This window comes from Micromonospora sp. NPDC049201 (assembly GCF_055586805.1).
Window position 1 is genome coordinate 115,205 of sequence record NZ_JBVJHM010000010.1, and the last position, 23,831, is coordinate 139,035.

The window sequence follows — 23,831 nt, forward strand, 5'->3', positions numbered from 1 at the left end:
CCCCCGCTCAGCTGTCCCGGTCCGCCGGGCGCCCGACGCCGTCCGCCCGCCCGGCGTCCGCGTCGGCCCGGTCGGCGTCGTCGGCCCGGTCGGTGTCCGCGTCGATCCGGTCGGCGTCGTCGATCCGGTCGGCGTCGTCGGCCCGGTCGGCGTCGTCGGCCCGGTCGGCGTCGTCGGCCCGGTCGGCGTCGTCGAGCGCCGTGCCGTCGGCCGCCGTGGGCTCCGTCGGGGGCAGCGCGCCGGTCTCCCGGTACGTGCGGAACTGGTCCTCGGTCACCACCCGGTAGCCCTCCGGCGCCACCGTGGCCGCGGCGGGCTCGCGGGCGGCGAGGTCGACCTGGGACACGTCGCCGGCCGGCGACGCCGGTACCGTCGGCTCACCGATCGGGACGAGGTACTCCCGGGGGCCACGGACCCGGACGAAGTAGGCGAGCGCGCCGAGGAAGACCAGCGCCGCGGTCCACACGTTGAGGCGTACGCCGAGGATGTGGTTGGCCTCGTCGGTGCGCATCAGCTCGATCCAGAACCGGCCCGCCGTGTAGCCCATCACGTAGAGCGCGAACGCCCGGCCCCGGCCCAACCGCAGCTTGCGGTCGAGCACCAGCACCAACGCCGCGACGCCGACGTTCCAGAGCGCCTCGTAGAGGAACGTCGGATGGTAGAGCCCGGGTTGCAGGACCGGGTTGCCGGCGTCGTCGCGGAGCGCGCGGCCCGGATTGTCCGGGTCCATCACGTGCACCTGGAGGCCCCACGGCAGGCTGGTCCGCCCGCCGTAGAGCTCGTTGTTGAACCAGTTGCCCAGCCGGCCCACGGCCTGCGCCAGGGGCAGGCCGGGGGCCAGCGCGTCGGCGACCACGGAGAGCGGCATGCCGAGCTGACGGGCGGCGAGCCAGGCGCCGACCGCGCCGCCGGCCACCGCGCCCCAGATGCCGAGCCCGCCCTCCCAGATGGCGAACGCCTTGAGCGGCTGGCCGTCGGCGCCGAAGTATTTCTCCGGGGAGGTGATCACGTGGTAGAGCCGGGCGCCGATGATGCCCGCCGGCACCGCCCAGACGGCGATGTCGAGCACGGCGCCCGGTGCGACGCCGCGGCGACGCAGTCGGTACTCGGTGACCACGCAGGCCACCACGATGCCGACAATGATGCAGAGCGCGTACGCCCGGATCGGAACCGGACCGAGCTGCCAGACGGCGGTGCTGGGGCTGGGCATGGCCGCCAGGGGAGTCATCGGGGCGAGGGTCACGGGTGCACACGGTACCGGTGCGGACCGTGTGCGCGGCACCCCGGTCCGCCCTGTCCGGGCGTCGGCGCGCCGCAGCCCGCGCGCCCACCACCAGTGCCCCCGGTTGCCCACGAGCTTGCTGGCACGGATGACTCAGCGCAGGCCCGGGGTGGTCCGGCACCGCCCGGGTCGTTCACGCCATCAAGTTCGTAGGCGAAGAACCAGCACCAGGCCCGCCGGCGCGGCAGGATTCGACGACGAGGTCAGCGGGCCGGGTTGCGGACGCCCTCGGCGAGTTCGGCGCTGAGCGTGCGCAGCGCGGCCAGGCCGGCGGCCTCGTCCGGCGCGTCGAGCACGCAGCGGACCAGCGCGCTGCCCACGATCACCGCGTCGGCGTACCCGGCGACGGTGGCGGCCTGCGCGCCGGTGCCCACGCCCAGCCCGACGCCGACCGGCAGGTCGGTGACCTCGCGCAGCCGGGAGACCAGGACCGGCGCGGCCTCGGAGGTCTGGGCGCGGGCGCCGGTCACGCCCATGATCGCGGTGGCGTAGACGAAACCGCGGCAGTGCTCGGCGGTCATCCGCAGGCGGGCGTCGGTGGAGGACGGCGACACCAGGAACGTCCGGTCCAGGCCGTGCGCCTCGGAGGCGGCCAGCCACTCGGCCGCCTCGTCGGGGATCAGGTCCGGCGTGATCAGGCCGGTGCCGCCGGCGGCGGCCAGGTCACGGGCGAACGCGTCGACGCCGTACTGCTCGATCGGGTTCCAGTAGGTCATGGTGACCACCGACGCGCCGGTCGCGGCCACCGCCTCGATGACGCGCAGCGCGTCGGCGGTGCGCACGCCGCCGGCCAACGCGATGTCGCTGGCCTTCTGGATGACCGGCCCGTCCATCACCGGGTCGGAGTAGGGGATCTCCACCTCGACGACGTCGACGCCCGCCTCGACCATGGCGGTCATGGCGGCGATGCTGCCCTCGACCGTGGGGAAGCCGGCCGGCATGCAGCCGACCAGCACGGCCCGCCCGTCGGCCCGGGCCTTGTCGAAGGCGACCCCGATGCGACTCACGCTCTCACTCCTTGTCGAGGATGCCGAAGTACGCGCCGGCGGTGTGCACGTCCTTGTCGCCACGGCCGGAGAGGTTGACCAGGATCACCGGCTCCCGGCCCAACTCGGCGGCGAGTTCCGGGGCGATCTTGCGGGCGCCGGCCAGCGCGTGCGCGCTCTCGATCGCCGGGATGATCCCCTCGGTGCGGCAGAGCAGCTCGAACGCGGCCATCGCCTCGGCGTCGTCGACGGGCAGGTAGGTGGCCCGGCCCGTGTCGTGCAGCCAGGCGTGCTCCGGCCCGACGCCCGGGTAGTCCAGACCGGCCGAGATCGAGTGCGACTCGATGGTCTGGCCGTCGGCGTTCTGCAGGACGTAGGTGCGGGTGCCGTGCAGCACGCCCGACGAGCCGCCGGTGATGCTGGCCGCGTGCCGGCCGGACTCGACGCCCTCGCCACCGGCCTCGAAGCCGTAGAGCCGCACCCCGGTGTCGGGCACGAAGGCGTGGAAGATGCCCAGCGCGTTGGAGCCGCCGCCGACACAGGCCGCGACCGCGTCCGGCAGCGCGCCGGTCAGGTCCAGGCACTGCTGGCGGGCCTCCACGCCGATGCCGCGCACGAAGTCCCGGACCATCTCCGGGAACGGGTGCGGCCCGGCGGCGGTGCCGATCAGGTAGTGGGTGTCCTCGACGTTGGCGACCCAGTCGCGCATCGCCTCGTTCATCGCGTCCTTGAGCGTGCGCGAGCCGGCCGTCACCGGGATCACGGTCGCGCCGAGCATCCGCATCCGGGCCACGTTGAGCGCCTGCCGCTCGGTGTCCACCGCGCCCATGTAGACCACGCACTCGAGGTCGAACAGCGCGGCGGCGGTCGCGGTGGCCACGCCGTGCTGGCCGGCGCCGGTCTCCGCGATCACCCGCCGCTTGCCCATCCGCCGGGTGAGCAGCGCCTGGCCGAGCACGTTGCGGACCTTGTGGGCGCCGGTGTGGTTGAGGTCCTCCCGCTTGAGCAGGACGCGCGCCCCCACCTGGGCGGAGAGCCGCCGGGCCTCGTACAGCATCGAGGGGGTGCCGGCGTAGTCGCGCAGCAGCGCGTCGAACTCGGCGAGGAACTCCTCGTCCCCCATCGCCTTGCGGTACGCCGCGTCCAGCTCGTCCAGCGCGGCGACCAGCGCCTCGGGGACGAACCGGCCGCCGAACCGGCCGAAGTGGCCGGCGGCGTCGGGAACCTGGCCGGCAGCGGGTGCGGCGCTCATCGCGGGCGTCCTCTCGGTTCGGGTGGACCCGGCGCGGGTCAGCGCACCGGGCGGGGCGTGGCCGGGTGGTTCCCGGCGTTGACCAGCTCGGCGACCGCCTCGCGGGGGCTCTTCTGGGTGACCAGGCCCTCGCCCACCAGGACGGCGTCGGCGCCGGCCGAGGCGTACCGGATCAGGTCGTGCGGACCGCGCACACCCGACTCGGCGATCTTGACGACGCGGCTCGGCAGCCCGGGCGCGATCCGCTCGAACACCGACCGGTCGACCTCCAGGGTACGCAGGTCGCGGGCGTTGACGCCGATCACCTGCGCGCCGGCCTCCAGGGCCCGGTCCGCCTCTTCCTCGGTGTGCACCTCGACGAGCGCGGTCATGCCCAGCGACTCGATCCGCTCCAGCAGCCCGACCAACGCGTTCTGCTCCAACGCGGCGACGATCAGCAGCACCAGGTCGGCGCCGTGCGCGCGGGCCTCGTGCACCTGGTAGCTGGAGACCACGAAGTCCTTGCGCAGCACCGGCACGTTCACCGCGGCCCGGACCGCGGCCAGGTCGTCCAGCGACCCGCCGAACCAGCGGCCCTCGGTCAGCACGCTGATCGCCCGCGCCCCGCCGGCCGCGTAGTCGCTGGCCAGGTCGGCCGGGTTCGCGATCTCGGCCAGCCGCCCCTTGGACGGCGACGAGCGCTTCACCTCCGCGATCACGGCCACGCCCGGTCGGCGCAGCGCCGCGTACGCGTCGATCGGCGGCGGCGCGGCGGCGGCCAGCTCGCGGATCCGCTCCAGCGGGAGCTGCTCCTGCCGCCGGGCCACGTCCTCGCGCACCCCGGCCAGGATCTCGTCGAGCACCCCTGCGGACGGCGCCGCTCCGGCGTCGTCCCCCTCCGCGTGCGCATGCTCAGCAGTCACCAACGGACTCCCCTCTCCGGGTGTCATGGGCCGATGCTAGGTGGCGCCACCTGGCGACACGTGCCGGGGGGTATGGCGCACCTCACGACATGGGCTGTGGCATGATGGCCGACTTCGGGTGAACGCGGTGTCACGCAGCGCCACCGCATGCATCGACCATCGCCCATGACCCATCTCACCATGCCCGGCCCGACCTCGCAGCCCGACGTCCGGCCCGCTGTGACCAAGGTCAAGGACTTCCGCCCCTGTGCAGGTCGCCCCGCGTGCGGGAGCGTTGACCTGCGCTTCACGGTGGCGAAACGTGAGCCGGACACCATCGTCGCAGGGCAGACTCGACGAGGCCGCTGCCGACCGAAGCCGAACGATCTCGTGTGGGGTGAACCATGAGCGCCAACGGGCCGCACCAGAACATCGGGTTGACCACCGTCTCCCGAACCGTCGCCGCACTCGCCGTCGGCGTGGTGCACACGCTCGAACGCGCGGTGGCCGGTGACGGCCGGACGCGTACCGCCCAGGGCAACGCCTGGGAGGCGGTCTGCGCCGACCGGGCCCGGGCCGCGCAACGCCGCGAGCTGGAGCGGCTGGTGGCCGAGCTGGCCGCCGCCCGGGCCGCGGCCCGCGACCGCCGGGCGACGCGCGAGGCCCAGCCGGTCAGCTGACCGTCGGGTCCTCGCCCCGGTCCAGCGCGTCCCACGCGTCCCGGGTGCCCCGTTCGACCGCCGGCCGGTCCGCGTCGGCGGGGCCGGTCGACCCGACCCGCCGCTCGTACCGGGCGCCCATCGCCGGCCACCGCCCGGCCCGCCACGCGGTGCACGCCCCGCCGGTCGCGAGCGCCAGCCCGCCCGCCAGCACCAGGGCCGGCCAGAGCCGGCTGACCCCGGTCTCGCCGAGACCGACCCCGCCACCGACCGCGACGGCCAGCCCGACGACCGCCAGCAGCACGCCGAGCAGCCGGCGCAGCCGGCCCCCGGTGGCCAGCACCGCGCCGCCGCCGGCCAACCCGACGTAGGCCAGCGCCGACACCCACGGCAGCAGGTCCGCGCCGGTGCGGCCCGAGCGCCCGGGCCCGAGGGAACCGCCGGCGGTCGGATCGGCCGACCAGCTCCGGGTCACCGCCCAGGCGGCCAGGCCCGCGCCGGCCAGGCAGAGCAGCACCGCGTACGCCAGCTCGCGCCGGCCCCGGACGGCGGGCGGGCCGACCGCGGTTTCGGTCACGGGGTCACCCCCGGCGAGCTGACCGGCAACTCGGTGAAGAAGCAGGTGCGGTGACCGGTGTGGCAGGCCGCGCCCACCTGCTCCACGCTGACCAGCAGCGCGTCGCCGTCGCAGTCCAGCGCGACCGAGCGGACGTACTGGTGGTGGCCGGAGGTCGCACCCTTGACCCAGTACTCCCCCCGGCTGCGCGACCAGTAGGTGGCCCGGCCGCTGGTGAGCGTGCGGTGCAGCGCCTCGTCGTCCATCCAGGCGACCATCAGCACCTCACCCGAGTCGTGGGCGCGGACCACGGCGGCGACCAGACCGTCCGGGGTGCGGCGGAGCCGGGCCGCGATGGCCGGGTCGAGCTGGGAGGGCCGGGCCGGGCCGGCGGCGGAGCGGGCGGAGGCGCCGGTCACGGGCGCGTCAGAGGCGGGCACGGTTGACCATTCTCCCGCACGTGGCGCCGGCACCGTCGACGTGTCCCGGGTCGCCGGTGGCGCCGCGTGCAGCGTCCGGCTGAGTTGACCGAGGTAGCGGTCCACCCGGCCGTCGGCGAGCGCCTCGGCCAGGTCCGCGCCGGCCGCCGCGGCGACCTCCCCGGCGTACGGGCGGACCAGCGGGACGATGCCGGTGACCAGGCGGCCGGCGGCGGCCCCCACCTCGGCCGGGGCACCGGTGCGCAGCCCGAGGCAGAGCAGCATGTCGGCGCGGTAGCCGGGCGGGGCCACCGGCAGGTCCAGCGCGGCGGTCAGCGCGGCCCGGCGGGACACCACCCGGACGGCCGGGTTGGCCAGCCGGAGCACCGACGGGCAGAGCCGGGCCAGGTCGGCCGCCGCGAGCCGGACCCCGGGGACGTCGCCGGCCCAGTGCGCCCCGGCCACCTTGCCCAGCGTGGCGATCAGGTCCTCCAGGCGCGGCTCGTCGGCGGGCTGGCAGAGCACCGGCAGGTCGATCCGGCGGCGCCACTCCGGCACCGCCCAGAGCAACCGGGCGGGCGCGGTGACCGGCAGTCCGAACGCCCAGTCGGCGGGCTGGCCGAGCCGGCGCACCCAGGAGCGGACGTCCCGGGAGGCCACCGAGACGTGCACCAGCCGGCCGTCGAACTCGGCCAGGTAGGCGTCCCGGCTCGCGTACGCGCCGGTGGGGCGGGCCGGGGCCGCCGAGGCGGGACGCTCCTCCTCGGTGGCGACGAGCACGTCCACGTCGACGTCGCTGTGCTCGGTGGCGGCCCGTCGGGCGTGGCTGCCGCGCAGCATGATCCCGACGACCGGTCGGTCCGCGGCCCGGCGCAGGCGGGTGGCCCAGTCGTCGAGGAATCCGGACTCGGGCAACGAAGCGGGACCCACCGCGACATGGTGCCGGAAGTCCGATCTCAAGCGCAATGCCCGATGGCGGACCGGGTGTCCGGTGCGGGCGGCTTAGCCCAGTTCCTCTTCGGCCTGCCGGTACGCGTCGATCTTGTGGTCGAGGGCCTTGAGATCCTCGGCCAACTCGGCCATCCGGGCCAGCACCCGGGCCCGGTGCGCCTCGAACAGCGCCCGCCGCGCGCCGAGCGTACGGTCGCCCTGCCGGGCCAGCTCGGCGTAGCGGCGCATGTCGCGCACCGGCATCCCGGTCCGGCGCAGTCGGAGGAGCAGGAACAGCCAGTTGACGTCCGCCTCGGTGTAGCGCCGACGGCCGGCGGAGTCCCGTCCGACCGGCGCGACCAGCCCCTCCTGCTCGTACCAACGCAGCGTGTAGGTGGTCAGGCCGACCCGCTGCGCCGCCTCGCCGACGCTGAGGCTCTTCTCCCGGATGCCGATGTCCACCGATCCAGGCTTCCAGTTCGAGCCCACTCGAAGTCAACAGCATTGCCCGGCCGGTGGAATTCATCTACCGTTGATTTCAACGGTGGATGAATTGTTGGAGGCGGACATGGACGACGCGGTGGCGGTCCGTGGCCTGGTGGTCGACCGGGGCGGGCGGCGGGTGCTGCACGGCATCAGCTGCGCCGTGCCCCGCGGCACGGTCACCGGGCTGCTCGGGCCCAGCGGCAGCGGCAAGACCACGCTGATGCGCGCGGTGGTCGGCGTGCAGACGGTCGACGCCGGCACGGTCGACGTGCTCGGTCGGCCCGCCGGCACGGCCGAGCTGCGCCACCGGGTGGGCTACCTGACCCAGGCCCCGAGCGTCTACGCCGACCTCACGGTCCGGGAGAACGCCCGCTACTTCGCCGTACTCCAGGGCCGGGGCCGCGCCGACGCCGACCGGGCGGTGTCCGACGTCGGGCTGGCCACGGCGGCCGACCAACTGGTCGGCACGCTCTCCGGCGGCCAACGCAGCCGCGCGTCGCTCGCCTGCGCCCTGGTCGGCGACCCGGAGCTGGTCGTCCTCGACGAGCCCACGGTCGGCCAGGACCCGGTGCTGCGGGCCGACCTGTGGGCCCGCTTCCACGCCATGGCCGCCACCGGCACCACGCTGCTGGTCTCCAGTCACGTGATGGACGAGGCGGCCCGCTGCGACCGGCTGCTGCTGATCCGCGAGGGCCGGCTGGTCGCCGACGACACCCCGGCCGCGGTCCGCGCCGCCACCGGCGTGGACGACCTGGAGGAGGCGTTCCTGCGCCTGATCCGCGACGGCGAGTCGGAGGCCACCTCGTGAACGGGCGCATCCTGGCCGCCACGACCTGGCGGATCCTGCGTCAGCTCCGGCACGACAGGCGCACCGTCGCGCTGCTCGTCGTGGTGCCGGCGGTGCTGCTCACGCTCGTCTACTTCATGTACGTCGACCAGCCCACCCCGCCCGGCGCGCCGCGCACCTTCGACCGGGTCGCGCTGATCATGCTGGGCTTCTTCCCGTTCATCATCATGTTCCTGGTGACCAGCATCGCCATGCTCCGCGAGCGCACCACCGGCACGCTGGAACGGCTGCTCACCACGCCGCTGGGCAAGCTGGACCTGCTCTTCGGCTACGGCATCGCGTTCGGGCTGGCCGGGGTGCTCCAGTCCACCGTCGCCTCGCTGGTGGCCTACCAGGTGTTCGGGCTGGACACCGTCGGCAGCCCGTGGCTGGTCGTGCTGATCGCCGGCGTGAACGCGGTGCTGGCCGTGGCGCTCGGCCTGTTCTGCTCGGCGTTCGCCCGCACCGAGTTCCAGGCGGTGCAGTTCATGCCGGTCGTGGTCGCCCCGCAACTGCTGCTCTGCGGGCTGTTCGTGCCCCGCGGCCAGATGGCCGGCTGGCTCCAGGCCGTCAGCGACGCGCTGCCGCTGTCGTACGCGGTCGAGGCGCTCCAGGAGGTCGGCGCGCACGCCGCGCCGACCGGCACCATGTGGCGCGACGTGGCGATCGTGGCCGGCGCGGCGGTGGTCGCGCTGGTGCTGGCCGCCGCGACGCTGCGCCGGCGCAGCGGATGACCCCACGTCGCGACGCCGAGCCGGCGGCGCAGCCGAGAAGACCGCGTCGCACCGGGCGGCGGCCCGGCAACCCGGACACCCGGGAGGCGATCCTCGCCGCGGCCCGGGACGCGTTCGCCGAGCGCGGCTTCGACGCCACCGGAATCCGGACGGTCGCCGCCGCCGCCGGCGTGGACCCGGCGCTGGTGCACCACTACTTCGGCGCCAAGGAGGAGCTGTTCCGCGCCGCCATGGCGATCCCGGTCGACCCGGCCGAGCTGGTGCCCCGGGTGCTGGCCGGCGGCCGGGACGAGGTCGGCGAACGGCTGGTCCGCACGTTCCTGGGCGTGTGGGACTCGCCGGCCGGCGCCGCCGCGGTGGCGCTGCTCCGCTCCGCGGTGAGCAACCAGTGGACCGCCCGCCTGCTGCGCGAGTTCCTCACCACCCAGATCCTGCGCCGGGTCGTCGACCAGCTCGACCTCGACCCGGCGGAGGAGCCGCTGCGGGGCGCGCTGGTGGCCACCCAGGTCGCCGGCCTGGCCATGATGCGTTACGTGATCCGCCTGGAGCCGGTCGCCTCCGCGACCCCGGACATGCTGGCCGCCACCATCGGCCCGACCGTGCAGCGCTACCTCACCGGCCCGCTGACCCCGGGCGGGCCGACCGACCCCGGCTAGCGGGTCTGCTCCAGCCACGAGGCGAAGAGCAGGGCGTAGACCGAGTCGGCGTCCCGGACCAGCTCCTCGTGCGGGCCGCGCTGCACGATCCGGCCCCGGTCCACCACGATCACCTCGTCCGCCGACTGCGCGGTGGAGAGCCGGTGCGCGATGGCCAGCGTGGTGCGCCCCCGGGTCACCGCGTCCAGCGTGCGTTGCAGGCGCACCTCGGTGGCCGGGTCGACCGCGCTGGTCGCCTCGTCGAGCACCAGCAGGTCCGGGTCGGCCACGTACGCGCGGGCCAGCGCCACGAGCTGCCGCTCGCCGACGCTGAGCGCCTCGCCGCGCTCGCCCACCGGGGTGTCCAGCCCGGCCGGCAGCCCGTCCAGCCAGTCGGCCAGGCCCAGCTCGGTGAAGGCGGCGGTGAGCCGGGCGTCGGACAGGTCCGGCCGGGCGAAGCGGACGTTCTCCCCGACCGTGGCGTCGAACAGGAAACCGTCCTGCGGCACCATCACCACCCGGGCGCGCAGCGAGTCGAAGCGGACCTGACGCAGGTCGACGCCGGAGAGCAGCGCCTCGCCCTCGGTCGGGTCCATCAGCCGGGTGAGCAGCTTGGCGAACGTGGTCTTGCCGCTGCCGGTCTCGCCGACCACCGCCACCCGGCTCTTCGCCGCGATGTCCAGCGTCACGTCGTGCAGCACCGGCGGCCCGCCCGGATAGGCGAACGTCACCCCAGCGAAGCGGACGTCGAGCGGACCGGACGGCAGCTCCCGGCCCCGCTCGCCCGGGTCGGCCACGTCCGGCTCGACGTCCAGCACGTCGAGCACCCGACGCCAGCCGGCGATCGCGTTCTGCGCCTCGTTGAGCACCTCGGTGGCGATCTGCACCGGCTGGATGAAGAGCGTGACCAGGAACAGGAACGCGGTGAGCTGCCCGACCGACAGCGTCCGGTCGACGCCCAGGCTCACCCCGACCACCACCACGCCGGCCAGCGCCAGGCCGGCGGCCAGCTCGCCGACCGAGCTGCCCAGGATGCTGATCCGGATGGCCCGCTGCTGGGCCACCCGCTGCCCGTCGATCGCCGCGTCCAGCCGGCGGGCGGTGCGCCCGGCGATCCCGTACGCCCGGATCACCGGCGCGCCGACCACGCTCTCGCCGATCGTGCCGAGCAGCGCGCCGGTCCGCTGCCGGACCAGCCCGTACGCGCCGGCCAGCCGGCGCTGCAACTGCCGGATGATCAGCACCGCGGGCGCGAACGCGACGAGCACCACGAGCGTCAACTGCCAGGAGTACGCCAGCATCACGGCGGTGGTCACCAGCAACTGTCCCAGGTTGACCAGGAGGATCACGCCGCCCCACTGGAGGAACTGGGTGATCTGGTCGACGTCGCTGGTGACCCGGGAGACCAGCGACCCGCGCCGCTCGGACTGCTGGTGCAGCATGGACAGGTCGTGCACGTGCCGGAACGCGCGGGTCCGCACGCCGGCCAGCGCGGTCTCGCTGACCGTGAACAGCCGACGCATCATCAGGTAGCCGCAGGCGGTGGTGACCACCAGCACGGCGACGGTGACCGCCACGGTCAGCGAGATGACGCCCAGGTCGAGCCCGCCGACGATGCCGTGGTCGATGCCGCGCTGCACCGCCACCGGCACCGCCACCCGGCCGACCATGTAGACCAGGGCCAACGCCAACGTGCCGGCCAGCCCGGTCTTCAGCTCCGGGGAGAGCGCCAGCCCGCGCCGCAGCGTCCCCCAGGTCGACTCGGCCCGTTCCTCGACCACCGCAGCGCTCACCGGACTCGCCTTCCGTTCGCGACTGCGGGGCTCCGCTTCGCTGCACTCCTCGCGCTCACCGGTCCACCTCCATCTCCAGGCCGGAGGGCACCGGCGTGACCTCGTCGTACGTGCGGTTCTGCTCGCGTTCCTGCTCGGCCTGCTCGTACGCGGTGACCAGGTCGGCGTACCCGGGCACGGTGGCCAGCAGCTCGGGGTGCGTGCCACGGGCGACCACCCGGCCCTGCTCCACGTAGATCACCTCGTCGGCGAGCGCGATGGTGGCCCGCCGGTACGCCACCACCAGGATCGACGCGCCCCCGTCGCCGGGGGCGCGCAGGCCGGCCAGGATGGCCGCCTCGACCCGCGGGTCGACGGCGCTGGTGGCGTCGTCGAGCACCAGCAGCCGGGGCCGGCCGGCGAGCGCCCGGGCCAGCGTGAGCCGTTGCCGCTGCCCGCCGGAGAGCGAGGTGCCCCGCTCACCGACCATGGTGTCCAGCCCGTCCGGCAGGGCGGCGACGAAGCCGTCCGCCTCGGCCAGCCGCAGCGCGGCCCAGACCTCGTCGTCGCCGACGCCGGCCCGGTCGAGCGTGATGTTGGCCCGGACCGTGTCGTCGAAGACGAACGGCACCTGGGCCACCAGCGCCACCGTGGCGGCGAGCGAGGCGGCGGTCAGCTCGCGCACGTCGACGCCGTCCAGCGTGACGCGGCCACGGTCCGGGTCGACCAGCCGCACGGCCAGCGACGCGATGGTGGACTTGCCGGCGCCGGTCGGACCGACCAGGGCCACCGTCTTCCCGGCCGGCACCGTGAACGTCACCTCGCCGAGCACCTCCGTGCCGGGCTGGTGCGCCTCGGCCGGCTCGTACCCGAAGTGGACGTCGGCGAAGCCCAGCGTGGCCGGCTCCCGGCGGGCCGGGTCGAGCGTCACGTCGCCGTACGGCATCTCGCCGGTGGCGTCCAGGACCCGGCTGACCCGCTCCCAGCCGGCGACGCTGCGCGGCAGCTCGGCCAGCACCCAGCCGATCGCCCGCACCGGGAAGGCCAGCACGGTGAACAGGAACGCGACGCTGACCAGCTCGGTCACCGTGATCGCGCCCTGTTGGAGCCGGACCGCGCCGACCACCAGCACGGCGAGCGTGCCGAGGCTGGGCAGTGTCTCCAGCATCGGGTCGAAGACGCCGCGTAGCCGGCCGACGGAGATCAACGCATCGCGCAGGTCACCGGCGCGGGCGGCGAAGCGGGCCGTCTCCTGGGACTCCCGGCCCATGGTCTTGACCACCAACGCGCCGTCGAAGCTCTCGTGCGCGATGCCGCTGACCTCGGCGCGCAGCCGCTGGGCCCGGGCCTGGCGGGGCGCCATCCGGCGGGAGTAGACCACGTTGAGGGCGAACAGCGCGGGGAAGACGGCGAGGCCGACCAGGGCGAGCGCCCAGTCGGTGACGAACAGCGAGGCCACGGCGCCGACCAGCATCACCAGCGTGCCGACCGCGAACGGCAGCGGCGCGATCGGGTACCAGGCGGCCTCCACGTCGGAGTTGGCGTTGGACAGCAGCGTGCCGGTGGAGTTGCGGTGGTGCCAGGCCAGCGGCAGGTCGAGGTAGCGGCGGGTGACCCGGCGACGGTAGGCGGCCTGGAGCCGGTACTGCATGTAACCGGCGCCGAGCCGTCGGCCGAAGATGCCGACCACCCGCAGCACGCTGATCCCGAACAGCGCCGACGCGGCGAGCGCGAGGGCTCCGCCGGCCACCGCGCCGCGTTCGACCGCCGGCACCACCACGTCGCCGACCACCGCGCCGACCACGTACGCGCTGGCGATGACGAGGAGGCCGAAGAGCACACTGCCGCTGACCGCCACCGCGAAGATCCGGGGTTGCTCCCGGATCGCCCGGCCGAGCACCCTGAGCCCCTTGCCGAGCACGTCCCGACTTGTCCCGCTCGCCACGCTCTCCCCCGCCGTAAGCCACAGTTTTCTCCCCCATCCTTACCGCTCGTCGCCGCGTACGCCGACCCGGCGGGGATATGTCCGCCGTCACGTTCGCGCCGACCGGGGCCGGACGGCGGGCGGCGACCGGCGGCCCGGGACGCCGCGTCGGCCATGGCGCGCCGATCGGGCCGGGCGGGCCTACGATCGGGCCATGCCGCGGTACGCCCGAGCGGAGCGCGAAGCGCTCGCCGATCTGATGCTGGAACTGGGACCGGACGCGCCGACGGTCAACGAGGGGTGGAACACCCGTGACCTGGCGGCGCACCTGCTGGTGCGGGAGCGCCGGCCGGACGCGGCCGGCGGGATCCTGCTGCCGCCGCTGCGGGGCTATGCCGAGGCGGTGCGCCTGCGGATCGCCGCCGGTCCGTACGCCGACCTGGTCGCCCGGGTCCGCCGCCCGCCGGTGTGGAGCCCGGTGAGCAATCCGCTCACCGACGAGCTGGCCAACGGCATGGAGTTCTTCATCCACCACGAGGACGTGCGCCGCGCCCGGCCCGGCTGGCACCCGCGCGACCTGCCGGCCGGGCAGCAGGCGGTGCTCTGGAAGCGGGTCGCCCTGCTGGCCCGGATGGCGCTGCGGCGGTTTCCGGCCGAGGTGCTGGTGCAGGCGCCGGGGCACGGCGAGCGGCGGGTCGGCCGGGGCGGCGAGCGGCTGCGGCTGGTCGGGGCGCCGGGCGAGCTGGTGCTGTTCCTCACCGGCCGGCAGCGGGTGGCCCGGGTCCAGGTGGAGGGCCCGGTCGGGCCGGCGGAGCGGCTGCGCGCGGCCGAGCTGGGGCTCTGACCGAGCGTAGGCATCCCGTAACCGAACTATCACGAAAAGCGCACATCCCAGTGATGAGTGCCGATCCATTCTGCCGTACGCTCCTGCCCGCCGCCCCGCTCCGCGGGCGGCGGACAGGGGGCACGGATGCGTGGCTTCGCGCTCTCGGCGCTGCACGAACCGCCCTTTCCGGCGCGACGGCACCCCGCCGTCGAGCGGGTCACCGCGGAGAGCGCCGGCTGGGTACGCGACCTCGGCCTGGTCCGTGACCCGGCCGGGCGGCGCCGACTGGCCGGCGCGCACGCCGCGGAGCTGGCCGGACGGGCCGGCCCGGAGGCATCCCCGGCCGGGCTGCGCCTGCTCACCGACCTGATCAACTGGCTGTTCGTGGTGGACGACGCCTGCGACGACGACGGCCTGGGCGCGGACCCCACCCGGCTGGCCCCCACCGTGGCGGCGCTGCTGAGCGTGCTGGACCGGCACGGCGACCCGGCCGCGCCCGTCCCGGCCGGCGGCCCGCTGGCGGTGGCGCTCGACGACCTGTGCCGGCGGGCCCGCGACGCGCAGCGGCCCGCGCTGCTGCTGCGCCTGGTCGGCCAGTTGCGCGAATACCTGCTGGCGCTGCTCTGGGAGGCGGCCAACCGGGAGCACCGGCGGGTGCCCGGGGTGGCCGAGTACGTGCAGATGCGCCGGCACACCGGCGGCGTACGCCCCGGCTTCACGGTGACCGACCTGACCCACCCGGCGCGCCCCGGCCCCGCCCGGCGGGCCGACCCGGCGCTGGCCGCGTTGGACGCCCTCGCCGCCGACCTGGTCTGCTGGTGCAACGACCTGTTCTCCTACGGCAAGGAGCGCGGCGTCGCCCCGCCGGCGCACAACCTGGTCACCACCATCGCCGGCGAGACCGGTCAGGACGAGGCGGCGGCGCTGCGCGAGGCGGCGGCCCGGTTCAACGCGGCGCTGGCGGCGTACGCGGAACGGGACGCGGCGCTGACCGTCGCCGCCGACGACGGGGTTCGCGCGTTCCTCGCCACCCGCCGGGACTGGATCCGGGCCACCTACGACTGGTCCCGCGCCGCCACCCGGTACGCCTGAGCCCGAACCCCGGCCGATCCGCACTAGCCGCTGCCCCGGTGCAGGCAATACTCTTCGGTAACCGCAGACCGGCGTGACCCCCGTCACGTCCCTCCACCCCTGAAGGCGGCTTCCACGATGGCTCTCGATGTACCGTACCGTTCCGTACCGGACATGTTCCTCAAGCGCGTGGCGGACTCCCCCGACCGGCACGCCTTCGCCCACCCCGCACCCGACGACTCGGGCCCGGTCTGGTTGACGTGGGAGCAGGTCGGGCAGCGCGCCAAGGCGATCGCGGCCGGGCTGCACGGGCTGGGTGTGGGCCTCGAGGACCCGGTGGCGATCCTGGCCAACACGCGGCTGGAGTGGGTGCTCGCCGACTTCGGCGTGATGTGCGCCGGCGGGGCCACCACCACCGTCTACCCCACCACGGAGCCCGAGGAGGCGGCGTACATTCTCGCCGACTCGGGGTCGCGGGTGCTGTTCGCGGAGAACCCGGCCCAGGCCGCGAAGATCGCCGGCGCGGAGCTGCCGGCGCTGACCCACGTGGTGCTCCTCGACGGCGCGGCCGACCCGGCGGCCGGCGTTCCCCAGCTCACGCTCGCCGAGCTGGAGGAACGCGGCGCCGCCGCGCTGGCCGCCACGCCCGGCCTGATCGACGAGCTGGTCGCCGGCATCGGCCCGGACCACCTGGCCACCCTTATCTACACGTCGGGCACCACCGGCCGACCCAAGGGCGTGGAGCTGCTGCACGGCGGGTGGTGCTGGGAGGGCGTCGCGCAGGCCGAGCTGGGCCTGCTGCGCGTCGACGACCTGCAATATCTGTGGTTGCCGCTGTCCCACTCGTTCGGCAAGACGCTGCTCTGCGGCGCCACCCACGTCGGGCTGCCCACCTACGTCGACGGCCGGGTCGACCGGCTGGTCGACCTGCTCGGTGTGGTCCGGCCGACGCTGATGTGCGGCGCGCCCCGGGTCTTCGAGAAGGTCTACAACAAGGCGGTCACCACCGCGCAGGGCGCGGGCGGCGCGAAGGCGAAGATCTTCGGCTGGGGCGTCGCGGTCGGCAAGGAGAAGGTCGCGCTGGAGCAGGCCGGCAAGCCGGTCCCGGCCGGGCTGCGGATGAAGTACGCGCTCGCCGAGAAGCTGGTCTTCAGCAAGCTCCAGGCCCGGCTCGGCGGCCGGATGCGGGTCCTGGTCTCCGGCGCGGCGCCGCTGAGCAAGGAGATCGCCACCTTCTTCGCCGCCGCCAACCTGCCCATCTCGGAGGGGTACGGCCTCACCGAGACCAGCGCCGGCGCGTTCGTCAACCCGCCGGACGGTCTCAAGATCGGCAGCGTGGGCCGGGCCATGGGCGACCTGGAGTGCCGGATCGACACCGACGGCGAGATCCTGGTCCGGGGCCGGCCGGTGATGCGTGGCTACCACAACCTGCCCGGGGAGACCGCCGAGGCGTTCACCGACGACGGCTTCTTCCGCACCGGCGACATCGGCACGCTCGACGACGACGGCTACCTGCGCATCACCGACCGCAAGAAGGACCTGGTCAAGACGTCCGGCGGCAAGTACGTCGCGCCGTCGCACATCGAGGGCATGTTCAAGGCGATCTGCCCGTACACCTCGCAGGCGGTGGTGATCGGGCAGGCCCGCAACTACTGCACCATGCTGGTCACGCTGGACCCGGACGCGATCAAGGGCTGGGCCGCCGGCACCCCGCTGGAGGAGCGCGACTACACCACGATCGTCACCTCGCCCGAGGCGCGGACGATGGTCGAGGGCTACGTGGACGAGCTGAACGCCAAGCTCAACCGCTGGGAGACGATCAAGAAGGTGACGATCCTCCCCCGCGACCTGACCATCGCCGACGGCGAGGTAACCCCGTCGTTGAAGATCAAGCGCCGCAGCGTGGAGACCAACTTCGCCGGCGAGATCGACAAGATGTACGAGGGCACGCTCGCCGAGCTGTGACGTGCCCCCGGCGCCGCGCCGGCCGTGCCCCACCGTCCCGGGGCACGGCCCGCGCGGGACCGGCCCCGGCGGCCCGCGCCGGTCACAGGTGTTCCCGACGCCACCGGCTCTGCTCGGCCTCGGCGGCCACCTGCTCCTCCAGCGCGAGCTGACGCACCCGGCGGCGGCGGCCGTCCTCGCTGCGTGTCTCCCAGGTGACGCCGGCGCCGGCGAGCACGGCCAGCACGCCCAGCGCGGCCACCTCCGGGATCCGGAACGCGAGCGGGCCGACCACGACCAGCGCCGCCACCGTGACCAGCAGCGGACGGTGCACCTCGCGCACCGCGAGCCACCAGCAGCCGGCGATGCTGAGCAGGTAGAGGGCCACCCCGCCGAAGAGGACGGCACCCCAGAAGCCACCGAGCGACCACCCCCAGGTCGGGGTGGCCGGGTCCGCGACCTCGGCGAGCAGGTCCTTGAGGCCGAGCGCGTAGAGGATCGTCCCGGTGACCATCGGCAGGTGCAGGAACGTGTAGACCGAGCGGCTCAGCCGCAGCCGGGCGAGCCGGTCCCGGGCGTGGTGCAGCGCCTGCTCCAGCGCGAACGCCAGCGTGTCGAAGTACGCCCACCAGAGCGCCGCCACGATCGCGATGCCGAGCAGCGCGGCCACCGCCACCGGGCCGGTCAGCGGCAGCCCGGTCTTCGGTCCGAGCCCCAGCGCGATGATCGACTCACCGAGCGCGACCAGCACCATCAGCGCGTGCCGTTCCGCCCAGTGTCCGGCCGAGACCACCACCCACCAGTGCCAGGCCACGGTGGTGCCGACCACGTACTCGACAAGCACCGCCAGCGTCCAGAGCGCCAGTTGCAGCCCGACCGCGAACCGGCTCTCGGGCAGCCAGCCCCGGACGGTGCCGGCGGCCACGAGCAGCACGGTGGCCACGACCGGCACCAGGACGCGCAGCAGGAACCGTCGTCGACGCACCGGGTCGGCCCGGTCCACCCGGCCGAACACGGTGAGCTGGGCCATCCGGATCACGAAGTAGCAGCCGGCGAAGACCAGCGGGCCGGGCAGGCCGCCCGGCCGGTCCTGGAACGCGCCGGGCGCGCTGAGCACGAGCAGGAACGTGGCCGCCACGGTGACGAAGCCGACAAGCGGCAGCATGCCCTGGTCGGCGCGGCAGGCGTTGCCCACCCGCGCGAAGCCGGTCCACGACCACCAGAGCAGCGCCAGCACCAGCAGGAAGCGGTAGAGGTTGACCGGGGTCAGCTCACTGGCGGTCAGCGTGGTGACGCTGAGGAACGCGAAGACGAATACCAGGTCGTAGAAGAGTTCCAACCGGGTGGTGCGGGAGCCGGGCGCGGCGGCGCGTAGCGCCCACGACCAGCGGGCGTCGCTCCGGTTCCCCACCCGGGCAGTCTGCGGCCCCGCCGCCGGGCGGGGATCCGGTTCGGCCGGCAACCACCGGAACGGGGCACGGTCGCTCAGGCGATGACGCTCGGCTCCCGCCACTGCGGCCGGCCGGCCCGGTCCAGGTCGTAGCGGACCGCGGCGAGCCGCCCGACCGCCTCCGCCAGCTCCGCGGCGGGCAGCGTGAACGGCAGCCGGAGGAACCGCTCCAGCGTGCCGTCCAGGCCGAACCGGGGGCCGGGCGCCAGCCGTACGCCGACCTCCTCGGCCGCCCGGGCCAACGCGCTGGAGATCGGGCCGTCCAGCTCGGCCCAGAGCGTGACGCCGCCGCGCGGGACCCGGAACCGCCAGTCGGGCAGCCGGTCGGCGAGCGCGGCGACCAGCGCGTCCCGCTGGCCGGCGAGCTGGGTCCGGCGGGCCGCCACGATGGCCGGCGCCTGGGCCAGCAGGTGCACCGCGACGAGCTGGTCGAGGACCGGACTGGCCATGTCCACGCCGACCCGGGCCGCGGCCAGCCGCTGCACCTGCGGCGCGGAGGCGCGGACCCAGCCGATCCGCAGCCCGCCCCAGTAGGGCTTGCTCATCCCGCCGATGCTGATCACCCGGGAGTGCCTGTCGAAGACCGCCACCGGCGGGGGCAGCGGGGTGTCGTCCAGCGGCAGGTCGACGAAGGACTCGTCCACCACCAGGTCGGTGCCGGCGGCGTGGGCCGCGCCGACCAGCCGCTCGCGCAGGTCGGCCGCCATCAGGTGGCCGGTCGGGTTGTGGAACTCCGGGATCACGTACGCCAGCTTGGGCCGGGTCTGCCGGAGGCTGCCGAGCAGCAGGTCGGCGTCCCAGCCGTCGTCGGAGAGCCCGTGCGTGGCGATCCGGGCCCGCCGGGCGGCGAGCGCGGCGAGCGCGTTGGGGTAGGTGGGCGACTCCACCAACACCCCGCCGCCGGGGGACAGCGCCAGCCGGAGCACCAGGTCCAGCGCGTGCTGGGTGCCGCTGGTGACCATGATCTGCTCGGGGCTGGTGGGAAGGCCACGCTCGGTGTAGCCGTGGGCCACCGCCTCGCGCAGCTCGATGATGCCGGTGGGGTGGTAGCCGGCGCCGCCGAGATAGCGGGGCAGGTCCTCGGCCGCCGCGCGGGCGGCGGGGACGAGCTGCGGCGGGGCGGAGAGCGCGGCGACCCCGAGGTCGATCATGTCCCGGTCGTCGAGCGGCGTCCAGAGTCCGGTGCTGGCCACCCGGTGGGTGCCCGGCAGCATGGTCCAGCTCCCGGCGCCGCGCCGGCTCGCCAGGTGGCCGCTCTCCCGCAGTTCCCGGTACGCCGCGGTGACGGTGGTCCGGCTGATCCGGAGCGCCTCGGCCAGTTCCCGCTCGGCCGGCAGGCGTACCCCCAGGGGCAGCCGGCCGTCGGCGAGCAGGCCACGGACGGCGGCGGCGAGCGCGACGTAGTCCGGGCTGCGCCGCCGGCCGGGCAACGCGTGCCACTGGCCGAGCAGCCGCGCCAATTGGACACCGCGCACCTGGCTTGTCATGGCCACTCCTCCCCGATTGGCCTCTCCGGCTCGGCCGATTGGACCCTAGGGTGGCATGCATGGCACAGCTTGGCAATCTCCGGGACCGGCCGGTACGGCGACTCACCCAGCTCTACGCCGGCCTGGTCCTCTACGGGCTCAGCATGGCGTTGATGATCCGGTCCGGGCTGGGCCTGGATCCCTGGGACGTGTTCCACCAGGGGTTGGCCCGGCAGACCGGCCTCTCCTTCGGCACGGTCACCATCGCCGTCGGCGCCGTGGTGCTGCTGCTCTGGATCCCGCTGCGGCAGCGCCCCGGGCTCGGCACGATCAGCAACGTGGTGGTGATCGGGCTGGTCGTCGACGGCACCCTGACCGTGCTGCCGCCGGGCGAGGGCCTGCCGGTACGCGCCGCGCTGCTGGTGGTCGGCATCGTCGCCAACGGCGCCGCCACCGGCCTCTACCTGGGCGCCGGGCTCGGCCCCGGGCCGCGCGACGGCCTGATGACCGGCCTGGTCGCCCGCCGCCCGCGCCTGTCGATCCGGCTGGTCCGGACCGTCATCGAGGTGACCGTGCTCGCCCTCGGCTGGCTGCTCGGCGGCACCGTCGGTCTCGGCACGGTGGCCTACGCGCTCGCCATCGGGCCGCTCGCCCAACTGTTCATCCCGATCTTCGCGATCCCGACCCGACCGGTCCGCGCCTACGCTGCGTGAGCGCGTTCGGGCCGACCGCCACCGTAGGGTCCGGCCCGCAGCGCGCTGAGCTGCGACGACGCGCGCCGGCAAAACCGGGTGTTTTCTCCGCCGTCGCGGGCGGGCATCATTCGTGCATGGGGGACAACGGATGGCGTTGGAGCGACGCCTGGATCTTCGTGGCGTTGGTCATCGCGAGCGGCGCCGGCCGGCACCGCCGGGCCGCCGCCACACGCCGCCCCGAGGGGGTACGCCTCGCCGACGTCCTCTCCACCGCCGACCACCTCAACCAGGCCATTCCCGAACGACACGAGGTCGAGGGGGCGGTTCGGCGGCTCGTCGGCGCCGGCCTGGTCAGCGTCGCCGACGGCTGGTTCCGGGTCACCCCGGACGGCGAACAGCTCTGGCGCACCCGGCCCAGCGCCGGGCTCGGCACCACTGTCGACACCGTGCAGGGCGCGCTGACCCGCCGGCACCCGCCGGGTGAGTCCGAGTGGCAGCTCGCCGAGGACGACCACGCCGCCGCCGTCCAGGAGTACGTGGTCCGCTCCATCCCGATGCCCCGCCGCTCCCCGGAGGGGCGCTCCGGGCGGCCGTGACCCGTGGGCCCGGCCCGGCGGCCGTGACCCGTGGGCCCGGCCCGGGTCAGCGCACCGGGTGCCCGGCGCCGCGCAGCGCGTCCTTGACCTCGCCGACGGTCAGCTCGCCGAAGTGGAAGACACTGGCCGCGAGCACCGCGTCGGCGCCCGCGCCGACCGCCGGCGGAAAGTGCGCCACCGCGCCCGCGCCACCGCTGGCGATCACCGGCACCTCGACCACGTCCCGGACCGCCTGGATGAGCGGCAGGTCGAACCCGGCCTTGGTGCCGTCCGCGTCCATCGAGTTGAGCAGGATCTCGCCGGCGCCCAGCTCGGCGCCGCGCGCGGCCCACGCCACCGCGTCCAGGCCGGTGCCGCGCCGGCCGCCGTGCGTGGTGACCTCGAAGCCGCTGGGCGTCACCCCGGCCGGGGCGCGCCGCACGTCCAGCGAGAGCACCAGCACCTGGCGGCCGAACCGGTCGGCGATCTCGGCGATCAGCTCCGGCCGGGCGATGGCCGCGGTGTTCACCCCGACCTTGTCCGCCCCGGCCCGCAGCAGCGTGTCGACGTCGGCGACCTGCCGGACGCCGCCGCCCACGGTGAGCGGGATGAAGACCGACTCGGCGGTGCGCCGAACCACGTCGAGCATCGTGCCGCGGTCGCTGGACGACGCGGTGACGTCGAGGAACGTCAGTTCGTCCGCCCCGGCCCGGTCGTACGCCGCCGCCAGCTCCACCGGGTCGCCGGCGTCGCGCAGGTCGACGAAGTTGACGCCCTTGACCACCCGTCCGGCATCCACGTCCAGACACGGAATGACCCGCACCGCCACCGTCATGCCGGAAAGCCTAGCCAACGCGGAAGCGGCGGTGGCCGGCCGGTGAGGCCGGTCACCGCCGCTCGCGTGGGGTGTCAGAGGCGGACGAGCATCTTGCCGAGGTTCTCGCCGCGCAGCAGGCCGAGGAAGGCGTCCGGGGCCTGCTCGATGCCGTCGACCACCGTCTCGTCGTACGACAGGCGACCCTCGCGCAGCCAGCCGGCCACCTCCTGCACGAACTGCTCACGCAGGTGACCGTGGTCACCGACGAGGAAGCCGCGCAGCGTCAGCCGCTTGCCGATCACCAGCGCCAGGTTGCGCGGGGCGGCCGGCGGCTCGGCCGAGTTGTACTGGGCGATCATGCCGCAGATGGCGGCCCGGCCGTGCAGGTTCATCGCCCCGATCGCGGCCTCCAGGTGCTCCCCGCCGACGTTGTCGAAGTACACGTCGACACCGTCCGGGGCGGCGGCCTTGAGCTGCTCGTACACCGGCCCGTCGTGGTAGTCGAAGGCGGCGTCGAAGCCGAGTGCGGCGAGCCGCTCGACCTTCGCCCGGGAGCCGGCGCTGCCGATCACCCGGCCGGCGCCGCGCAGCTTCGCGATCTGCCCGACCATCGAGCCCACCGCGCCGGCCGCGCCGGAGACGAAGACCGTCTCCCCCGGCTTCATGACGGCCACGTCGAGCAGCCCGGCGTACGCGGTCAGCCCGGTCATGCCGAGCACGCTCAGGTAGGCGCTGACCGGCGCGAGGCCGGCGTCGACCTTGCGGACGGCCGTCGCGTCGACAAGCGCGTACTCGCGCCAGCCCAGGCCGTGCAGCACGACGTCACCGGGCTTGACGCCGGCGGCCTCACCGGCCACCACCTCGCCGATCGCGCCGCCGTCGAGCGGGGCGTCGAGCGCGAACGGCGGCACGTACGACTTGACGTCGTTCATCCGTCCCCGCATGTACGGGTCGACGGACATGAACTGGTTGCGCACCACGACCTGACCCGGCCCCGGCGTCGGCACCTCGGTGGTGACCAGCCGGAAGTTGTCGGCGGTCGGCCAGCCCTCGGGGCGGGACGCCAGGTGGATCTCCCGGTTCACGCTGCTGTCGCCGCTCACAGGGCCTCCTTCGATCGCGACTGCGGGGCTCGCAGAACCGGCTCGCTCCTCGCGCTCACAGGGCCTCCTTCGATCGCGACTGCGGGGCTCGCAGAACCGGCTCGCTCCTCGCGCTCACAGGGCCTCCCGGACGGTCAGCGCGACCTCGATGTTGCCGCGGGTCGCGTTCGAGTAGGGGCAGACCTGGTGGGCCGCCTCGACCAGCTTCTCGGCGGCCGGGCGCTCGACGGCGGGCAGGTCCACCACCAGTGTCACGGCCAGGCCGTAGCCGCCGCTGCCGTTCGGGCCGATGCCCACCTCGGCCTCGACGACCGAGCCGGCGACGTCCGCCTTGGCCTGACGGGCGACGATGCGCAGCGCGGAGTGGAAGCAGGCCGCGTAGCCGGCCGCGAAGAGCTGCTCGGGGTTGGCCGCGCCGCCGGCGCCGCCCATCTCCTTCGGCACGGCGAGGTTCAGGTCGACGGTGCCGTCGGAGGTGCGGACGTGGCCGTCGCGACCGTCGCCGGTGGCCTTGGCGGACGCGGTGTAGAGGACCTGCATTG

Annotated in this window: 23 protein-coding genes and 1 pseudogene; 9 read left to right on the forward strand and 15 right to left on the reverse strand. The window is 74.7% G+C overall.

Going from position 1 to position 23,831, the window contains the following annotated elements:
• Positions 1-7 precede the first annotated feature (7 nt).
• The 4 genes from lgt to trpC form a co-directional block, all read right to left on the reverse strand.
• The gene (gene lgt, locus ACZ6O5_RS22220) at positions 8-1,243 is read right to left on the reverse strand and encodes a prolipoprotein diacylglyceryl transferase (protein WP_465979753.1); all 1,236 of its coding nucleotides are present in this window, start codon (positions 1,241-1,243) and stop codon (positions 8-10) included.
• A gap of 242 nt (positions 1,244-1,485) precedes the next feature.
• Entirely contained in the window at positions 1,486-2,289 is an 804-nt protein-coding gene (trpA, locus tag ACZ6O5_RS22225; protein ID WP_465979755.1) for a tryptophan synthase subunit alpha, read from the reverse strand.
• 4 nt (positions 2,290-2,293) lie between these two features.
• A complete protein-coding gene (gene trpB, locus ACZ6O5_RS22230) occupies positions 2,294-3,520 on the reverse strand; it encodes a tryptophan synthase subunit beta (RefSeq protein ID WP_465979757.1) in 1,227 nt (408 codons plus the stop codon).
• Positions 3,521-3,558: 38 nt separating this feature from the next.
• Complete coding sequence (gene trpC, locus ACZ6O5_RS22235) at positions 3,559-4,362, reverse strand: indole-3-glycerol phosphate synthase TrpC (RefSeq protein WP_281938492.1); 804 nt, start codon at positions 4,360-4,362, stop codon at positions 3,559-3,561.
• Positions 4,363-4,805: 443 nt separating this feature from the next.
• Between trpC and ACZ6O5_RS22240 the strand changes: the two genes are divergently transcribed.
• Positions 4,806-5,081, forward strand: a complete 276-nt coding sequence (locus tag ACZ6O5_RS22240) for a hypothetical protein (RefSeq protein ID WP_107157569.1) — start codon at positions 4,806-4,808, stop codon at positions 5,079-5,081.
• Here the strand turns inward: ACZ6O5_RS22240 and ACZ6O5_RS22245 are convergent.
• The 4 genes and pseudogenes from ACZ6O5_RS22245 to ACZ6O5_RS22260 all read right to left on the reverse strand — a co-directional run bounded on the left by ACZ6O5_RS22245 (position 5,074) and on the right by ACZ6O5_RS22260 (position 7,427).
• A complete protein-coding gene (locus ACZ6O5_RS22245; protein WP_465979759.1) occupies positions 5,074-5,637 on the reverse strand; it encodes a Trp biosynthesis-associated membrane protein in 564 nt (187 codons plus the stop codon). The two genes, ACZ6O5_RS22240 and ACZ6O5_RS22245, sit on opposite strands and share 8 nt — an antisense overlap.
• Positions 5,634-6,056, reverse strand: a complete 423-nt coding sequence (hisI, locus tag ACZ6O5_RS22250) for a phosphoribosyl-AMP cyclohydrolase (RefSeq protein WP_281938494.1) — start codon at positions 6,054-6,056, stop codon at positions 5,634-5,636. Before hisI ends, ACZ6O5_RS22245 begins: the two co-directional genes overlap by 4 nt.
• Before the next feature lie 252 nt (positions 6,057-6,308).
• Positions 6,309-6,875 (reverse strand): annotated as a pseudogene (locus tag ACZ6O5_RS22255) (phosphoribosyl-AMP cyclohydrolase); the annotation flags it as partial.
• Positions 6,876-7,037: 162 nt separating this feature from the next.
• Positions 7,038-7,427, reverse strand: coding sequence for a MerR family transcriptional regulator (locus tag ACZ6O5_RS22260; protein ID WP_465979761.1), 390 nt, complete (start codon positions 7,425-7,427; stop codon positions 7,038-7,040).
• Positions 7,428-7,533: 106 nt separating this feature from the next.
• On the opposite strand from ACZ6O5_RS22260, the gene ACZ6O5_RS22265 reads away from it, so the two are divergent.
• The 3 genes from ACZ6O5_RS22265 to ACZ6O5_RS22275 are packed head-to-tail and all read left to right on the forward strand — an operon-like array spanning position 7,534 to position 9,667.
• Entirely contained in the window at positions 7,534-8,259 is a 726-nt protein-coding gene (locus ACZ6O5_RS22265; RefSeq protein WP_465979902.1) for an ABC transporter ATP-binding protein, read from the forward strand.
• The gene (locus ACZ6O5_RS22270) at positions 8,256-9,011 is read left to right on the forward strand and encodes an ABC transporter permease (protein ID WP_465979763.1); all 756 of its coding nucleotides are present in this window, start codon (positions 8,256-8,258) and stop codon (positions 9,009-9,011) included. Before ACZ6O5_RS22265 ends, ACZ6O5_RS22270 begins: the two co-directional genes overlap by 4 nt.
• Positions 9,008-9,667 carry a TetR/AcrR family transcriptional regulator gene (locus tag ACZ6O5_RS22275; protein WP_465979764.1) on the forward strand — a complete coding sequence of 220 codons (660 nt, stop codon included), beginning with the start codon at positions 9,008-9,010 and terminating at the stop codon, positions 9,665-9,667. The genes ACZ6O5_RS22270 and ACZ6O5_RS22275 overlap by 4 nt, the downstream gene beginning before the upstream one ends.
• Here the strand turns inward: ACZ6O5_RS22275 and ACZ6O5_RS22280 are convergent.
• Entirely contained in the window at positions 9,664-11,439 is a 1,776-nt protein-coding gene (locus tag ACZ6O5_RS22280; RefSeq protein ID WP_465979766.1) for an ABC transporter ATP-binding protein, read from the reverse strand. The genes ACZ6O5_RS22275 and ACZ6O5_RS22280 overlap by 4 nt on opposite strands.
• Positions 11,440-11,494: 55 nt before the next feature.
• The gene (locus ACZ6O5_RS22285; protein ID WP_465979768.1) at positions 11,495-13,363 is read right to left on the reverse strand and encodes an ABC transporter ATP-binding protein; all 1,869 of its coding nucleotides are present in this window, start codon (positions 13,361-13,363) and stop codon (positions 11,495-11,497) included.
• A 193-nt stretch (positions 13,364-13,556) separates the two neighbouring features.
• Here ACZ6O5_RS22285 and ACZ6O5_RS22290 point away from each other — a divergent pair, with 193 nt between their 5' ends.
• The 3 genes from ACZ6O5_RS22290 to ACZ6O5_RS22300 all read left to right on the forward strand — a co-directional run bounded on the left by ACZ6O5_RS22290 (position 13,557) and on the right by ACZ6O5_RS22300 (position 17,204).
• Entirely contained in the window at positions 13,557-14,186 is a 630-nt protein-coding gene (locus tag ACZ6O5_RS22290) for a TIGR03085 family metal-binding protein (protein WP_465979770.1), read from the forward strand.
• A gap of 126 nt (positions 14,187-14,312) precedes the next feature.
• Positions 14,313-15,260, forward strand: a complete 948-nt coding sequence (locus ACZ6O5_RS22295; protein WP_465979772.1) for a terpene synthase family protein — start codon at positions 14,313-14,315, stop codon at positions 15,258-15,260.
• Positions 15,261-15,377: 117 nt separating this feature from the next.
• Entirely contained in the window at positions 15,378-17,204 is a 1,827-nt protein-coding gene (locus ACZ6O5_RS22300; protein WP_465979774.1) for an AMP-dependent synthetase/ligase, read from the forward strand.
• Between the two features lie 82 nt (positions 17,205-17,286).
• On the opposite strand, the gene ACZ6O5_RS22305 is transcribed toward ACZ6O5_RS22300, so the two are convergent.
• Together ACZ6O5_RS22305 and yczR are read right to left on the reverse strand one after the other, a co-directional pair.
• Positions 17,287-18,594, reverse strand: a complete 1,308-nt coding sequence (locus ACZ6O5_RS22305) for a low temperature requirement protein A (protein WP_465979776.1) — start codon at positions 18,592-18,594, stop codon at positions 17,287-17,289.
• Positions 18,595-18,668: 74 nt separating this feature from the next.
• Positions 18,669-20,120: a MocR-like transcription factor YczR gene (gene yczR, locus ACZ6O5_RS22310; RefSeq protein WP_465979778.1), complete on the reverse strand. Its 1,452-nt coding sequence runs from the start codon at positions 20,118-20,120 to the stop codon at positions 18,669-18,671.
• A 59-nt stretch (positions 20,121-20,179) separates the two neighbouring features.
• On the opposite strand from yczR, the gene yczE reads away from it, so the two are divergent.
• Together yczE and ACZ6O5_RS22320 are read left to right on the forward strand one after the other, a co-directional pair.
• A complete protein-coding gene (gene yczE / locus ACZ6O5_RS22315; RefSeq protein ID WP_465979780.1) occupies positions 20,180-20,812 on the forward strand; it encodes a membrane protein YczE in 633 nt (210 codons plus the stop codon).
• 116 nt (positions 20,813-20,928) lie between these two features.
• Positions 20,929-21,390 carry a hypothetical protein gene (locus ACZ6O5_RS22320; RefSeq protein WP_405090508.1) on the forward strand — a complete coding sequence of 154 codons (462 nt, stop codon included), beginning with the start codon at positions 20,929-20,931 and terminating at the stop codon, positions 21,388-21,390.
• A 46-nt stretch (positions 21,391-21,436) separates the two neighbouring features.
• Here the strand turns inward: ACZ6O5_RS22320 and hisF are convergent, their stop codons facing one another.
• The 3 genes from hisF to ACZ6O5_RS22335 all read right to left on the reverse strand — a co-directional run bounded on the left by hisF (position 21,437) and on the right by ACZ6O5_RS22335 (position 23,829).
• Positions 21,437-22,204, reverse strand: coding sequence for an imidazole glycerol phosphate synthase subunit HisF (hisF, locus tag ACZ6O5_RS22325; protein ID WP_107157581.1), 768 nt, complete (start codon positions 22,202-22,204; stop codon positions 21,437-21,439).
• 74 nt (positions 22,205-22,278) lie between these two features.
• Positions 22,279-23,289 (reverse strand): NADP-dependent oxidoreductase, encoded by a 1,011-nt coding sequence (locus tag ACZ6O5_RS22330; RefSeq protein WP_465979782.1) that lies wholly within the window; start codon positions 23,287-23,289, stop codon positions 22,279-22,281.
• A gap of 114 nt (positions 23,290-23,403) precedes the next feature.
• Complete coding sequence (locus tag ACZ6O5_RS22335; RefSeq protein WP_107157583.1) at positions 23,404-23,829, reverse strand: organic hydroperoxide resistance protein; 426 nt, start codon at positions 23,827-23,829, stop codon at positions 23,404-23,406.
• Between the last annotated feature and the right edge of the window lie 2 nt (positions 23,830-23,831).

Excerpts from the sequence above, each read along its gene's own strand:
- trpB (WP_465979757.1), bottom strand. The coding sequence starts at position 3,520 with ATGAGCGCCGCACCCGCTGCCGGCCAGGTTCCCGACGCCGCCGGCCAC.
- ACZ6O5_RS22240 (WP_107157569.1), top strand. The coding sequence starts at position 4,806 with ATGAGCGCCAACGGGCCGCACCAGAACATCGGGTTGACCACCGTCTCC.
- ACZ6O5_RS22265 (WP_465979902.1), top strand. The coding sequence starts at position 7,534 with ATGGACGACGCGGTGGCGGTCCGTGGCCTGGTGGTCGACCGGGGCGGG.
- ACZ6O5_RS22275 (WP_465979764.1), top strand. The coding sequence starts at position 9,008 with ATGACCCCACGTCGCGACGCCGAGCCGGCGGCGCAGCCGAGAAGACCG.
- ACZ6O5_RS22290 (WP_465979770.1), top strand. The coding sequence starts at position 13,557 with ATGCCGCGGTACGCCCGAGCGGAGCGCGAAGCGCTCGCCGATCTGATG.
- ACZ6O5_RS22295 (WP_465979772.1), top strand. The coding sequence starts at position 14,313 with ATGCGTGGCTTCGCGCTCTCGGCGCTGCACGAACCGCCCTTTCCGGCG.
- ACZ6O5_RS22300 (WP_465979774.1), top strand. The coding sequence starts at position 15,378 with ATGGCTCTCGATGTACCGTACCGTTCCGTACCGGACATGTTCCTCAAG.
- yczR (WP_465979778.1), bottom strand. The coding sequence starts at position 20,120 with ATGACAAGCCAGGTGCGCGGTGTCCAATTGGCGCGGCTGCTCGGCCAG.
- yczE (WP_465979780.1), top strand. The coding sequence starts at position 20,180 with ATGGCACAGCTTGGCAATCTCCGGGACCGGCCGGTACGGCGACTCACC.
- ACZ6O5_RS22320 (WP_405090508.1), top strand. The coding sequence starts at position 20,929 with ATGGGGGACAACGGATGGCGTTGGAGCGACGCCTGGATCTTCGTGGCG.
- hisF (WP_107157581.1), bottom strand. The coding sequence starts at position 22,204 with ATGACGGTGGCGGTGCGGGTCATTCCGTGTCTGGACGTGGATGCCGGA.
- ACZ6O5_RS22335 (WP_107157583.1), bottom strand. The coding sequence starts at position 23,829 with ATGCAGGTCCTCTACACCGCGTCCGCCAAGGCCACCGGCGACGGTCGC.